Raw genomic sequence first — 13,716 nt, 5'->3', positions numbered from 1 at the left:
CCATCTGAATTAAGACACCGGAGTTCATTAGATCGTGTATGGCACATATCGACATCAAGTCCGACATCGAACTCGACGAGCCGATGCTGGTCGAGGGGCTGCCCGGCGTCGGACTCGTCGGCAAAATTGCGGCCGACCATCTCGTTGAGCACTTCGAGATGGAATATTACGCGGCCTGTTACTGTGAGGGGCTTCCGCGCGGCGCGACCTACGAAGTCGGGAAGCGAGCGATCCGGCCACCGGTTCGGTTCTACGCCGACGAGGACCGGGACCTGCTGGTACTCCAGAGCGACGTGCCGGTCTCACCCCGTGCTGCGCCGGAGTTCGCTGGCTGTCTCACGGGCTGGTTTGCCGAGAAGAACGCCACGCCGATCTGTCTGAGCGGCCGCCCCGAAAAGAAAGAGGGCGTCCCGGAATTGTACGGGATCGGCAGCGACGCGATGGAGGCTCGCCTCGACGAACTCGGCATCCAGCCACCGGACGAGCACGGGATGGTGAGCGGCCCGACCGGTGCGATTCTCTCCGAGGCGACGCAGGCTGGCATCGACGCTGTCGGCCTGATCGTGCAGGCGAATCCGCAGTTCCCCGACCCCGAAGCCGCCCGAATTTTGCTGACCGAGGGGATCGAACCGCTCGCCGAAATCGAAGTCGACACGGAACAGCTCGTCGAACAGGCCGAACAGATCGCCGAAGCGCGCGAGAAACTCGCCGAGCGCATGCAACAGGCAACCGAGGAGAGTTCGCAGGCGCAACCGGTCGGCATGTATCAGTGACCGACGCCGTGACGTCACGCTGCTAGTCAGGGCACGACTGCAAGCCCGCGTCCGGCCTGGTCGGTGTAGCGCTCGGGCCAGGGGATATCCAGTTCGTGCCACCTCGCCGCGCCGTCGTGACTCCGGTAGATGCCGCGATTGGTGAGCGCGACGAACTCCCCCGCGCCGCTCCCGGCGGCGAGCACCGCACGCGTGGTTCCCTCCGGCTCTGGTAGGCCCTCCATCGCCCGCGCCCAGCGGTCGCTGTCCCCCGTTTTCCGGTAGACGTACGAGTCAGCAGTCGCGGCCGAGTGGGCGCGTCTGGCTCCGCTCGCGGCCGAGACGACCACCCGGTCGGGGTCGTCGCGGTCGACCGCCAGCCCCCAGACGTAGCCGTGGTCGAGTCCAGCGTCCGGGTACGTCCAGTTATCGCCACAGTCCGGCGATTCGGCGTAGCCATCCCCGGCGGCGACGTAGACCCGGCAGGGGTCGTCGGGATGGGTCGCGATGGTGTGGTTGTCTCTGCGCCCGCCTTCGGGATGGGGCTGCCAGGTCTGTCCGCCGTCGACCGACCGGATAAAGGCTCCGGCCTCGATTGCCACGTAGATGTGGGCGGGATCGTGGGGATTGACCGCCAGCCACCGCACGTGATGGGTGTCCGGTCGGGGCGGGAACGACCACCGCTCGGCCGAGGGCAGGTCGGTCAGGTCGCCACGCTCCTCCCAGGACCGGCCGCCGTCGGCCGAGCGATACACCGCGCTCGGTTCCGTGCCGACCCAGACCACGTCGGGGTCGTGGGGACTCACCGTGACGGCCGTCACGCGGTCGGAGAAACCGCCGACGGCCTCGAAGGTCTCTCCGCCGTCTTCGCTCCGCCTGAGTCCGTCGACGGTGCCGACGAACACACGCTCGGGCCGGTCCGGAGACGCGTCGACACAGTCGATGTTGGCCCCTGAGAGACGCTCAGTGACGTCCCACTGCGTGTTCCCAGCGCAGTGACTGCGCCGCTCGCCCCGCACCACGAGCACCCGGTCGTCGAGCCCCGCGTACAGCGTTACCATGCTTGAGGGTTACACGTCACGCGTCTTGACGTTTCGCGTGTTTATCCTGTTCGGGCACCCCATATTAATACTGTCCCGGTGATAGTGCGGACAAATGGGATACATGCTCGCCCGTCGACGAACCTCTGCCCGTCCGAACTGGCGTCGTCGACCCACCCCCGATGACCGGAGGTGGCGTCGCTGATGCCCGCCGAGACGACCGACCGATTCCGCCCGAGAGAGATGGTCGGAACGGCCGTCCAGCGCCGAGAGGACCGCAGTCTCGTGACCGGAACAGCGCGGTACACCGACGACATCGAGTATCCGCGAACCGCTCATCTCGCGATACTCGGGAGCCAGTACGCCCACGCCCGGATCGAGTCGATAGACACCAGCGACGCCGCGGCCGCCGACGGCGTACTCGCGGTGTACACGTACGAGGATCTCGTCGAGAGCGGAATCGACCCGACGATGCCGTCGCCGTCGCTCGATACCGAGGACGTCAGCGGCGACGATGACGAGAACACGGACGACACGGACGACGATGATCTCTCGGTCGACCGGCCGCTACTCGCTGACGAGACAGTTCGCTATCAGGGGCAACCGGTTGCGGCCGTGGTTGCCGACGAGCGTTACGCCGCCTACGACGCGCTCGACCTGGTCGAGGTCACCTACGACCGCCTCGAATCTGCCGTTGATATCGACACGGCGCTCACCGAGGACGCGCCAGCAATCCACGAGACGGTTCCGGACAACGTCGGGACGCGAACGGACGCTGGCGACGAGGCGGCGACGAATACGGCCTTCGAGCGTGCGGCAAACACCGTCTCGGTCGAAGTCGAGAACAACCGGATCATCCCGACGGCGATGGAACCCAGGGCCGCAGTCGCGCGGTATCAGGCGGCAGACGACGAACTCGTCGTCGAACTGTCGAGTCAGAACCCCCATTCGGTGCAGTCCTGGCTCTCCGAGGTGTTCGAACGCCCTCGTCACCGGATCACCGTCCGCGTCCCCGATGTCGGCGGCGGATTCGGAGCCAAGTTACAGCCCTACTCGGGGTATTTTCTCACCGCCTGGGCCGCGATGGAACAGGGCCGCCCGGTCACGTGGCAGGCCCGCCGGAGCGAGGATTTCCAGTCGATGGTCCACGGCCGTCGCCAGCGAACGGAAATCGAGGCCGCGCTGGACGACGACGGCACCATCACCGCGCTGCGCGGTCACATCGACGCCGACCTGGGTGGCTATCCGACCACCGGTGGCCTGCTCATCCCCGAAGGTACTGCTTCGATGCTCTGTGGCCCCTACGACGTTCCGACCGGGTACATCACCGTTCGCGGGGCGATAACGAACACGGCACCCATCTCGGCGTACCGCGGTGCCGGACGGCCGGAGGCGACCTACATCATCGAGCGACTGCTGAACGCCTGCGCCCGCGAACTCGACATCGACCCCGTCGCAATCCGGCGACGGAACTTCATCCCATCCGACTCCTTCCCGGTCGAGACAGCGCTTGACGCTGACTACGACAGCGGCGAGTACGAGAAGGCGCTGGACGCCGCGCTCGAGATGATCGACTACGACCAGTTCCGCGAGCGCCAGCAGCGCGCCCGCGAGGAGGGGCGCTATCTCGGAATCGGCTTCTCCTCGTACGTCGAGGTCTGTGGCGGCAATTCGGGGGACACCGAGAGCGGGTCGGTCAGGGTCAACGCCGACGGGCAGGTGATCGCGCACACCGGTACGCAGGACACAGGGCAGGGCCACGAGACGAGTTACGCGCAGGTGCTCGCTGACGAACTCGGCGTCCCGTTCGACGATATCCGGATCGTCGAGGGCGACACCGACGCGGTCACCGAAGGCAACGGCACCGGCGGGAGTCGGAGCCTCGCGATGGCGGGCAACGCCCTCCGGACGGCGGCCCAGGAGGTCGTCGAGAAGGCCCACCGGATCGCGGCCCACCGGCTGGAGGCTTCCGTCGCAGACGTGGAGTTCGACGACGGCGAGTTCCACGTGACGGGCGCTCCCAATCGGACGATTTCCTTTACCGAGATCGCCGACATCGCCTACGACCCCGACGACCTGCCAGCCGAAATCGACCCCGGTCTGGAGGCGTCGACGTACTTCCGGCCGGAGGGGTCGACCGCACCCTTCGGCACGCACGCGGCGGTCGTCGAGGTCGACGTCGAGACCGGCGAGATCACCATCGAGCGGTACGTCGCCGTCGACGACGTCGGCCCGCAGGTCAACCCGAAACTCGTCGAGGGACAGATCCACGGCGGGGTCGCGCAGGGGATCGGGCAGGCGCGCTTCGAGGACGGCCGCTACGACGAGAGCGGAAACCTTGCCACCGGGTCGCTCCAGGACTACGCCGTCCCGAAGGCCCACCACCTCCCCGACATCGAGTGGGACAGCACGGTGACGCCCTCGCCGAACAACCCGATGGGGGTCAAGGGCGTTGGCGAGGCCGGAACGATCGGTTCCACGCCGACAGTCGTCAACGCGGCGCTCGACGCGCTGGCACCACTCGGGGTGGATCACCTGGATATGCCGCTGACGGACGAATCGGTCTGGACTGCGATTCAGAACGCGAGCCAGTAGTCACGACGCTTGCTGTCGGTTCACGGGTCGGTAATTCGTTGACTGGCTCTCTTGAGGTTTGTGTAGCTATCCTCCGAAATCCGCGACGGAGAAAATACTCTGGGGCGTATTGATTAGCAGAATAATAAATTCTACCGGAAGTTTGTCGAGCGTGAGAACGTGCGGGTGGGTTCTTGTCGACGATGGTCGATACTCCGATATGCACTATCTGGTTGCGACAGATGGTTCCGAGCAATCCGACAACGCGGTTCGGTACGCTGTGACACACGCGCAGGCAGTCGACGCAACACTCGAACTCGTGCACGTGCTGGAACCCAAAGCCGAACTGATCGACGGTGAGATCGTCCTTCCTGGTGGCGATTCAGCTATCGACCGCGGTGAACAGATCCTCGAACGGGCACGACAGCTAGCCGTCGACCACGCGAACGAGGACGCTGTTCGCATCGAGACGCATCTCCTGACCGGTCGGCCCGCACACGCGATCACCGACTATGCGCGAGACAGTGACGTCGACGCCATCTACATCGGACACCGCGGGCTTTCCGAGGAGCGCGAGCAGGTGGTCGGAAGCGTCGCAAAAAGTGCTATCGACAGGGCGTCGATACCGGTGACTGTCGTCAGGTGAGAGCGGCACGCAGTAGCGGTTTACACTGCCCGTATCGCTTCGTGCGTTGGCTCCGTGGGTCTCACTCATCGCTTGTCGACCGGCGCTAGTCGTCGCCAGCGCCGGTCGCCTGCTCGCTGTCGGCCTGGATCGGCAGTTCACGGTCCGAACGCGGTCCTTCGATGTCGACGCCCGGGAGCAGATCCCGGAGGTAACGGCCGGTGTGTGAGGACTCGTCGCGGGCGAGCGATTCGGGCGTGCCGGTGGCGACGACTTCGCCGCCGTTCTCGCCGCCCTCTGGCCCCAGGTCGATGATGTGGTCTGCGTTTTTCACGAGATCCAGTTCGTGTTCGATCACGACCACCGTGTTGCCCTCGTCGGTGAGTCGGTGCAACACGTCGATGAGCTTCCGCTCGTCCTCGGGGTGAAGCCCAGTGGTCGGTTCGTCGAGCAGATACAGCGTGTCGCCGGTATCTTTTTTGCCGAGTTCCTCGGCAAGTTTCACCCGCTGGGCCTCGCCACCCGAGAGGGTCGTCGAGGGCTGACCGAGGCGCATGTAGCCGAGTCCGACGTCCTTGAGGAGTTTGAGCCGACGGCGCAGTTGGCTGTGACTCTCGAAGAAGTCGTGGGCCTCGTCGACGGTCATGTCCAGTACGTCGGCGATGGTCTTCTCGCGGTAGGTCACCTCCAGCGTCTCGTCGTTGTACCGCGCGCCGTGACACTCCTCGCAGGGCACGGTCACGTCCGAGAGGAAGTTCATATCGATGGTGACGGTGCCCTGTCCGCCACACTCCTCGCAGCGGCCGCCCTTGACGTTGAAGGAAAACCGCCCCTTCTCGTAGCCCCGGCGGTTCGCCAGGTCGGTCTCGGCAAAGAGTTCCCGCACGTAATCGAAGACGTTGGTGTAGGTGGCCGGGTTCGACCGCGGCGTGCGACCGATGGGTGACTGGTCGATGAGTCTGACCGTTTCGATCTGGTCGAGACCGACCAGCGCGTCGTGGTCGCCGGGGTCGACGCTCGTGTTGTCGTTCATCTCGCGGGCCAGCCCTTTGTACAGCACCTCGTGCATCAGCGTGGACTTGCCCGACCCGGAGACGCCCGTGATCGCGGTGAACGAGCCAAGCGGCACGTCCACGTCGAGGTCTTTGAGGTTGTGCTGGCGCGCCCCTTCGATGGTGAGCGCCCCGTCCGACTCCCGGCGTGAGTCGGGGACGGGAACGGCGCGGTCGCCCGAGAGGTACTCGCCCGTGACACTCTCTTCACTCGCGATTACGTCGTCCATGTCGCCGTTGACGACGACTTCGCCGCCGCGCTTGCCCGGCCCCGGTCCCATGTCGACGATGTTGTCCGCCCGCCGCATCGTCTCCATGTCGTGTTCGACGACGATCAGCGTGTTGCCCAGGTCACGCAACTCCGCGAGCGTATTGAGCAGGCGGTCGTTGTCGCGCTGATGGAGACCGATGGATGGTTCGTCGAGGACGTACAGCACGCCGACGAGTCCCGACCCGATCTGGGTCGCGAGTCTGATGCGCTGGCTCTCCCCACCCGAGAGCGTCGAGGCCTCCCGGTCGAGAGTGAGATACTCGAGACCGACCTCGGACATGAACCCGAGGCGAGCGCGGATCTCCTTGAGAATCTCCTCGGCAATCTTCCGGTCGCGGTCGTCGAGACGTTCCTCCATCTCCTCGAAGTGCGCCAGCGCGTCGCCGATAGAGAGTTCGTTGACCTCGGTGATCGAGACACCGTCGACGAGGACGGCGCGGGACTCGGCGTTCAGCCGCGTCCCCTCGCAGTCGGGGCAGGTTGTGACGGCCATGAACTCCTCGATGCGCTCGCGGGACCGGTCGCTGTCGGTCTCGACGTGGCGGCGTTCGAGGTTCGGGATGACGCCCTCGAACGGCTCAGTCTTCTCGCGCGTACCGTTTTTCGTCGACCACTCGAAGTGGACGATGTCGTCGGTGCCGTACAGGAACTGCCTGCGGATCTCCGGGTCGACCTCCTCGAAGGGTGTCTCCAGCGAGATGTCGAAGTGTTCGGCGACGTTATCCAGCAAGCGTGAATAGTAGGTGCGGTTGTAGCTCCAGGGCTCGAAGACGTGCTTGAGCGGCTTCGAGCGGTCCTGCACGACCAGATCCTCGCTCACTTCCTTCGTGGACCCAAGGCCCTCACACGACGGACACGCCCCGTGTGGGCTGTTGAACGAAAACGAGCGGGTTTCGATCTCGCTGATGTCGATCCCACAGTGGTTACACGAGAGGTCTTCGGAGAACTCGACTTCGAGTCGATCGGTCGCCGTGTCCTCGTCGCCGTCGGTGTCGTCCCCCGAGAGGTCGCCGGTCGAGCGCGCGCTCGACCCGCCGATATCGAGTTCCTCCGGCGGGTCGGGGAAGATGACCTTGAGGATGCCACCCGCCTTTTCGAGAGCCGTCTCGACGGAGTCGGTGATCCGCGAGCGGTCGCCGTCGCGCAACACCACGCGGTCGACCACGACGTCGACGGTGTGGTCGTAGTTTTCGTCCAGATCCGGCGTGTCCGTCGTCAGGTCGTACTCCTCGCCGTCCACCTCGACGCGGGCGTAGCCCTCGCTGACGAGTTCGTCGAAGCGGTCCTCGAAGGCCCCCTTCTGGTCGCGAACCACCGGGGCACAGATCTTCGCTTTCGTCCCTTCGGGGGCAGAGAGCAGTCGTCGAACCATCTGCTGGGCGCTCTGTTCGTCGACCTCGCGGCCACACTCCGGGCAGTGTGGCGTGCCGACGCGAGCGTACAGGAGGCGGAGATAGTCGTGGAGTTCGGTGACGGTGCCGACCGTCGAGCGGGGGTTGTTGGCCGCGCTTTTCTGGTCGATGGAGATGGCGGGCGAGAGCCCCTCGACGTTCTCGACCTGTGGCTTGTCCATCTGTCCCAGAAAGTTTCGGGCGTAGGCAGAGAGTGACTCGATGTAGCGACGCTGTCCCTCGGCGTAGATCGTCTCGAAGGCCAGCGAGGACTTACCGGATCCGGACAGTCCGGTCACCACCGTCAGTTCCTCGCGCGGGATCGTCACATCGACGTCTTTGAGGTTGTGCTCCGTTGCCCCACGGACCTCGATAGATTCACGGCTCATCCGTTATCCCTACCAGGGAATACAGTCGTGAAACCCTGTCGGTTCAGGTCAATCGAACCGGGCCGGTAAAACAGCGAACTCAACCGACGATCTCGACGCCCGTGACCTCGAATTTCGCGCCGCCATCGTCGCTTTCGGTCACGCTGATCGCCCAGTCGTGTCCGTCGACCACCTGCTGTACGATCGCGAGTCCGAACCCTGTTCCACTCTCTCTGGTCGAGTAGCCGAACTCGAACACCTGTTTTCGCTCCTCTTCCGGGATTCCGGGGCCGTCGTCAGCGATGGAGAATCCATCTTCGAGCGTGCCGACGGTGATGGTCACGTTCGACCCCCCGTGTTCGATCGCGTTACGAAAGAGGTTCTCGAACAGTTGCTGCAGTCGCTCGGGGTCGGCCATGACGGTCAGGTCGGTCTCGACGACGAGCTCCGCGTCCGCAGTGTCGACCCCCTCCCAGCACCGATCGGCGACATCTGCGAGGTTGGTCTGTTGGAGTTCGTCGATCGCTTCGCCCTCGCGGGCGAGCGTCAGCAGGTCGTCGATCAGTGTCTCCATCCGGGACAGCGACCGCTCGACGTCGTCCAGGTGTTCGCTGTCGCACTCGTCTCTGACAAGATCGAGCCGTAGCTGGGCGACGTTCAGCGGATTTCGCAGGTCGTGGGAGACGACGCTCGCGAACTGTTCGAGCGTTTCGGTCTTTTCTTCGAGCTCCCGTCGGTACTGTTCGGCCTCGGTCACGTCAGAGAGCGTGAGCAGATAGCCGGTGTTCGTATCGCCTGCCGTAAAGGGTGTGACCGAGACGACCGAGTAGCGCTCGTTTTCACCCGACAGGTCCGTCACGATGTGCCCTTCGGTGATGGTTCCCTCGGCGAGGTCTTCCGACACCTCCGAGATCGGTCGCCCGATTGAGCCGTGAAGTGCCGGGAACTGCTCTTGGGCACGTCGGTTGTAGTCCCGAACGCGATACTCCCTGTCGAGAAAGATCACGGGAACGTCCGCCCCACCGGCGAGATGCACCGCCTGAAACCGCTCGAAGTACACGAAAAACACACCGACGGCGAACAAGGCGACGCCGATCGGCTCGTAGGTCATATCGACGAGCGCGGGGCTGGCGAGTCCGAGCACGTCGAAGACGATGGGGAGCGCGGTGACCCCGACCAGCACGGTCAGTGGTCTGGTGTCGAGACCGACCGAAACAAAGCGCTCGAAGAGCATGAAAAACCCGACAAATGCGAGCCCGTACGCGAGTGCCATCGCGACCCAGTGAAGCAGCCCGTGCGTGACCGCGAGATGGTGAAACGGCGAGGAGACTATCTCCGTCGTGTAGTACAGCGAGTGAATCGGGTTCGTCAGCTTCAGGAGTACGACCGCGATGTACCCCCCGAGGGCCAGACGACGGTACAGCCGCTGTCGGTGATAGGTTCGCCCCGAGTACGCAGAACAGAAGTACAGCCACGCCCCGATCGTCGCGAAGCCGACGATCAGCCCGATAACGTAAAAGGAGAGCTTGAGCAGTTCCGAGGGGGCGAGCAGATAGCCGACGTGTGTCGCTGCCCAGCTACCACTTGTAACGAGGAGTGAAATAAGACCGATACGAATGTCCGGGTCCTGTATCTCGGAGACTCGCCGGAGACTCAGGAAACACGCGACTGCAGATAGCCCGAAGACGAGAACGTACCCGAGTAAAATATATGAACTCATGACAGATACCAGAGCAGGTACTCTACTGGACGGGTTACACTCTGTTAACCTTTCCCATTACTGAACAACTCGTGTGTGGTCGCACACATTCTTAACCGACCGGTGGCTACTGGTAGATATGACAGACCACGATGACGAGAGCGACCAGAACCTGCTCGCTCACGTGCTGCTCCCCGTCGCGAACGAGAAAGACGCGCTGGCGACAGCAAGGGTGCTCGAACCCTATGGGCCTGATCGGGTCACGGCGCTTCACGTCGTCGAGAAGGGCGGTGGCGTCCCCGACAAGACGCCCGTCGAGCAGTCGGAGGAGTTGGCCGCGGAATCGTACGCTGCCGTCCGGACGGTGTTTCCCGACGCCGAGGAACACACGGCGTACGCCCGGGATATTGTCGATGCGATTTTCGATGCCGCAGCGGAGGTTGACGCGAGTGCAATCGCGTATCGCTCCCGCGGCGGTAACCGCCTCCTGCAGTTTCTCTCCGGCGACCACTCGTTGAAACTGGTCACACACGCCGACCGGCCAGTGATCGCGCTTCCACGGGCAGACGAGGAGGAATGAACACCTCGGTGCCGTCGGACCAGACTGCTGGCACGACCGATTCCGAAACCGATAGCGAAGAAGGGCCGGTCCGCTCTGGCGACGAGGGGCCGACGATCATGGTCGCCCTCGCGAACCCGCGAACCGAACGGGACCTCATCACGCTCGCCTCGGTGCTCGCAGAACACGAGGGCGGGCGCGTCCTCGCGGTCCACATCGTCGAGGTGCCCGACCAGACGTCGCTCGAAGCCGCCGCCGAGAACCGCGAACAGATCGACGCCGAATCGGAGCACCTCCTCGCGGACGCGAAGGCAGACGCGGCGGCGTTCGGCGTTCCTGTCGAGACGAAGACAATCCTCTCACACCGCGGCTTCGAGGAGGTGTTCGACGCCGCCCGGTCGAACGACGCCGACGCCGTCGTGATGGGCTACGGCGGCGTGCGGTTCGCTGGCGGCCGCGCGGAAGGCAAACTCGACGAACTGACCCACGACTTGCCCTGTGATTTCCTCGTTCTCGACGGACAGGACCTTGCCCTCTCTGACGTGCTCGTGCCGACCGCGGGCGGCCCCTCGTCTGGTCTCTCCGCAGAGGTCGCCCGCGCGCTCCGGGAGACCATCGGCGTGGACATCTCTCTGCTGCACGTCGTCGATGCGGGCGAGGAGGAGTCCGGCCGGGAGTTTCTGTCTGACTGGGCCGAGCACCACCAGCTAGCGGATTCGGATCTCCGCGTCGAGACGGGCGACGTCGAGACGATACTCGGTTCGGTCGGGTCCGAGTACAGCCTCGTGATCGTCGGCGCGACCGAGCGGGGACTCCTCTCTCGCATCGTTCGTGGCTCGCTCGCCTTCGAGACCATTCGGACTCTCGACACGCCGGTGTTGCTGGCTGAACGGCCGACCTCGCGGTCGCTCCGGGAGCGCCTGTTCGGCCGTCGCTGAATGTCGTGTGACTCTCGAGATGGGCGGATTCGCGCGCTCAGTCCTCGTCTGCCGGATCGACCGCTGGCGTCGTCGCGTCGTGCTCGACGCCGGTGTCGGTCTCCCCGACTGTCTTGGTGTGTTTGTCGCCAAAGAGGCGCTCGCGCAGCGTTCGTTCGTGTCGTTTCTCGGCCAGCATCACCGAACACTCCACCTCGTCGAGTACGTCCAGTACGAGCGACCCTCGGACGAGTCGCGACAGCACGCCCCGTTCGGTTGCACCGATTATCAGCAGCGTCGCGTCCCCTGCCGCCGCTGCGATCTGTTTCTGTACGTCGCCAGTTTCGACCCGAAGCTGTGCGTCCGGGAGGTCGTTCTCGACTGCCCACGACTCCAGGAATGCCTGTCCCTCCTCGCGGTCTTCGGCGACGTGCAGCAGCGTCACGCTCGCGTCGAACTGGTCTTGGAACGTCTTGGCGATCGCTGCCGCGAGGTCCGAGTCCGGGCCACCGGCGGTCGGCACGAGCACCCGCGAGGGGTCGAAGCCACGGTCTTTGAACATGAGGAAATCACACGGCAGCGAGTGGGCGAGTTCGTCGACGGTCGTCTCTGCGTGGCCCGGAGCGCCGTGTGAGTCCGGCCCCCAGCCCATCACACAGATGTCGGCCCCGTAGCGCCGGGTCGCGTTGAATATCTCCTCGAATGGCTCGTGTGAGAGGACGATGTGGGTCTCGATGTCCGCTCCGTAGGTCTCGGCGTCGTTCTGTGCCTGTTCGAGGAGGTGATGTGCGGCTTCGTACTCGCGCTGGTCTCGGGCGGCCTCCAGCGATGTCTGGTCGGGCACCTCGACAATGTTGACGGCGACGACCGTCCCGTCGTGCTGGTTTGCGATCGCCGACCCGAGCGTGATCAGGTCTTTCTCGCTGGCTGGATTCGCAAGCGGCACCATCACGCGGTAGTCGCTCTGGTCGGGCTGGACGCTCGTCGTCGCAGACACCGCCGCGTCCGGGAGTTCCTCGGAGCGTTCGAGGACGTACCCTGCGAGCAGCCCCGATTCCTCGATCTGGGCGCGTGCGTAGAACAGATACCACAGCGCCGCGAAGACGGCGATTCCCGCCGCCAGCAACACGACGATCCGGGGTTCGATGAAGGCGATCAGCGCAAACGAGAACACGGCTCCGAGAATCGGCACGATCGGGTACAGCGGCACCGTGAAGTCGGGGTCGTAGCCGTCGGGGTCGACCACCCGGAAGACGATAAGCGAGATGTTCAGGAGTCCGTACACGATGAGATGCAACACGCTGCCCGCTGTCGCCAGAATTTCCAGGTTGCCGAGCAACAGGAAGAGCAGAATCAGCCCGCCGGTGATCGCGATAGCGCGATACGGCGTCGAAAAGCGCGGATGCACCTCGTTGATCGAGGGCGCGACCAGTTTGTCCCGACCCATCGCGAAGTTGATCCGCGAGGAGGCGAGAATCGACGCGTTCGCCGACGAGGCTGTTGCGAGCAGGCCGCCAAGCAGGAGTGCAGCCGCGCCCACCGGCCCGATCAGCATCCGCGCGACGTCTACCACTGCCGTGTCGTTCCCGGCGACGACCTCCGTTTCGACTGCGGCAAGCACCGCGAGCAGAATCAGCGCGTACATCACCGTCACGATGACGACGCTCCCGATGACCGCCCGCGGGAGGTTCTTCCCCGGTTCCTGGATCTCCTCTGCGACGGACGTGATCTGGACGAAGCCGAGATACGAGACAAAAACCAGCCCCGTCACCGGCAACAGCGGCGCCCAGCCGAAGGGGTCGATCGGCTTCAGCGTCTGGAGGTCGGCGTTGAGCAGGCCAAAGAGCGTAAACACCGAAAGGATCGCGACGAGCGTGATGACGATGATGTTCTGCAGTCGGCCAGTCTCTTTCGCACCGACGTAGTTGACCGTGATGAAAAACAGGGCGCCGAAAAAGCCGATGATTTGTGCGGGCGCGAGTTCGACGGGCCCGAGCGCCAGCCCCGAGATGGAGACGAAGCTGTTGACGTACTCGCCGAAGCCGTACATGTAAAACGAGGAGGCAAAGGCCAGCCCAAGCCAGTTCCCCCATCCGGCGACCGAGCCAAACAGCGGCCCGAGCGCCTGATTGATGTAGTAGTACGCGCCGCCTGAGACCGGCATGGCCGTGCCGAGTTCGGACGCCGAGAGCGCCGTCAACAGCGCGAGCGCGCCGCCGATCACGAAGGCAAGGGCCGTCAGCGGCCCGAGTCGTGCGACTGCAGCACCCGGCAACACGAAGATGCCAGCGCCGATCATCGTCCCGACGCCGATGGTCAATGCAGCGAGCGGTCCCAGGTCCTTCGCGAGTTCTTCATCAGCACTCATGGTGATATGTGGACAATGTCCGGACGAGTCCGGCAGGGCGCAAGTCGACTTGTCGTTCTCGTGGCTCGCGGATGTATCTTTCTCTTGGCTATGAGACAAC

Annotated in this window: 8 protein-coding genes and 1 pseudogene; 5 read left to right on the top strand and 4 right to left on the bottom strand. The window is 64.4% G+C overall.

The annotated features are described in order from the left end of the window. Nucleotides 1-38: 38 nt before the first annotated feature. A complete protein-coding gene (locus tag ACMGFL_RS13940; protein ID WP_436936140.1) occupies nucleotides 39-773 on the top strand; it encodes a proteasome assembly chaperone family protein in 735 nt (244 codons plus the stop codon). A 26-nt stretch (nucleotides 774-799) separates the two neighbouring features. On the opposite strand, the gene ACMGFL_RS13935 is transcribed toward ACMGFL_RS13940, so the two are convergent. Further along, nucleotides 800-1,813 carry a WD40/YVTN/BNR-like repeat-containing protein gene (locus ACMGFL_RS13935; protein ID WP_436936139.1) on the bottom strand — a complete coding sequence of 338 codons (1,014 nt, stop codon included), beginning with the start codon at nucleotides 1,811-1,813 and terminating at the stop codon, nucleotides 800-802. Nucleotides 1,814-1,996: 183 nt separating this feature from the next. Between ACMGFL_RS13935 and ACMGFL_RS13930 the strand changes: the two genes are divergently transcribed. Next, on the top strand, nucleotides 1,997-4,387 hold the full coding sequence (locus tag ACMGFL_RS13930; RefSeq protein WP_436936138.1) for a xanthine dehydrogenase family protein molybdopterin-binding subunit: 2,391 nt from the start codon (nucleotides 1,997-1,999) through the stop codon (nucleotides 4,385-4,387). Between the two features lie 199 nt (nucleotides 4,388-4,586). After that, nucleotides 4,587-5,012, top strand: coding sequence for a universal stress protein (locus ACMGFL_RS13925; protein ID WP_436936137.1), 426 nt, complete (start codon nucleotides 4,587-4,589; stop codon nucleotides 5,010-5,012). 85 nt (nucleotides 5,013-5,097) lie between these two features. On the opposite strand, the gene uvrA is transcribed toward ACMGFL_RS13925, so the two are convergent. Both uvrA and ACMGFL_RS13915 read right to left on the bottom strand, forming a co-directional pair. After that, the gene (gene uvrA, locus ACMGFL_RS13920; protein WP_436936136.1) at nucleotides 5,098-8,094 is read right to left on the bottom strand and encodes an excinuclease ABC subunit UvrA; all 2,997 of its coding nucleotides are present in this window, start codon (nucleotides 8,092-8,094) and stop codon (nucleotides 5,098-5,100) included. Nucleotides 8,095-8,173: 79 nt separating this feature from the next. Further along, on the bottom strand, nucleotides 8,174-9,793 hold the full coding sequence (locus ACMGFL_RS13915; protein WP_436936135.1) for a sensor histidine kinase: 1,620 nt from the start codon (nucleotides 9,791-9,793) through the stop codon (nucleotides 8,174-8,176). 118 nt (nucleotides 9,794-9,911) lie between these two features. Between ACMGFL_RS13915 and ACMGFL_RS13910 the strand changes: the two genes are divergently transcribed. Further along, entirely contained in the window at nucleotides 9,912-10,352 is a 441-nt protein-coding gene (locus ACMGFL_RS13910) for a universal stress protein (RefSeq protein ID WP_436936134.1), read from the top strand. Between the two features lie 77 nt (nucleotides 10,353-10,429). Further along, nucleotides 10,430-11,269: pseudogene (locus ACMGFL_RS13905) on the top strand (universal stress protein); the annotation flags it as partial. 37 nt (nucleotides 11,270-11,306) lie between these two features. On the opposite strand, the gene ACMGFL_RS13900 reads toward ACMGFL_RS13905, so the two are convergent. Further along, complete coding sequence (locus ACMGFL_RS13900) at nucleotides 11,307-13,616, bottom strand: amino acid permease (RefSeq protein WP_436936133.1); 2,310 nt, start codon at nucleotides 13,614-13,616, stop codon at nucleotides 11,307-11,309. Nucleotides 13,617-13,716 lie beyond the last annotated feature (100 nt).

It is taken from the genome of Halovenus marina, assembly GCF_051414115.1.
Taxonomy (GTDB): domain Archaea; phylum Halobacteriota; class Halobacteria; order Halobacteriales; family Haloarculaceae; genus Halovenus; species Halovenus marina.
Note: the sequence above shows the minus strand (reverse complement) of the source record. Positions and strands in the feature narration are given on the sequence as shown.

Excerpts from the sequence above, each read along its gene's own strand:
- ACMGFL_RS13925 (WP_436936137.1), top strand. The coding sequence starts at position 4,587 with ATGCACTATCTGGTTGCGACAGATGGTTCCGAGCAATCCGACAACGCG.
- ACMGFL_RS13940 (WP_436936140.1), top strand. The coding sequence starts at position 39 with ATGGCACATATCGACATCAAGTCCGACATCGAACTCGACGAGCCGATG.
- ACMGFL_RS13935 (WP_436936139.1), bottom strand. The coding sequence starts at position 1,813 with ATGGTAACGCTGTACGCGGGGCTCGACGACCGGGTGCTCGTGGTGCGG.
- ACMGFL_RS13900 (WP_436936133.1), bottom strand. The coding sequence starts at position 13,616 with ATGAGTGCTGATGAAGAACTCGCGAAGGACCTGGGACCGCTCGCTGCA.
- uvrA (WP_436936136.1), bottom strand. The coding sequence starts at position 8,094 with ATGAGCCGTGAATCTATCGAGGTCCGTGGGGCAACGGAGCACAACCTC.
- ACMGFL_RS13915 (WP_436936135.1), bottom strand. The coding sequence starts at position 9,793 with ATGAGTTCATATATTTTACTCGGGTACGTTCTCGTCTTCGGGCTATCT.
- ACMGFL_RS13930 (WP_436936138.1), top strand. The coding sequence starts at position 1,997 with ATGCCCGCCGAGACGACCGACCGATTCCGCCCGAGAGAGATGGTCGGA.
- ACMGFL_RS13910 (WP_436936134.1), top strand. The coding sequence starts at position 9,912 with ATGACAGACCACGATGACGAGAGCGACCAGAACCTGCTCGCTCACGTG.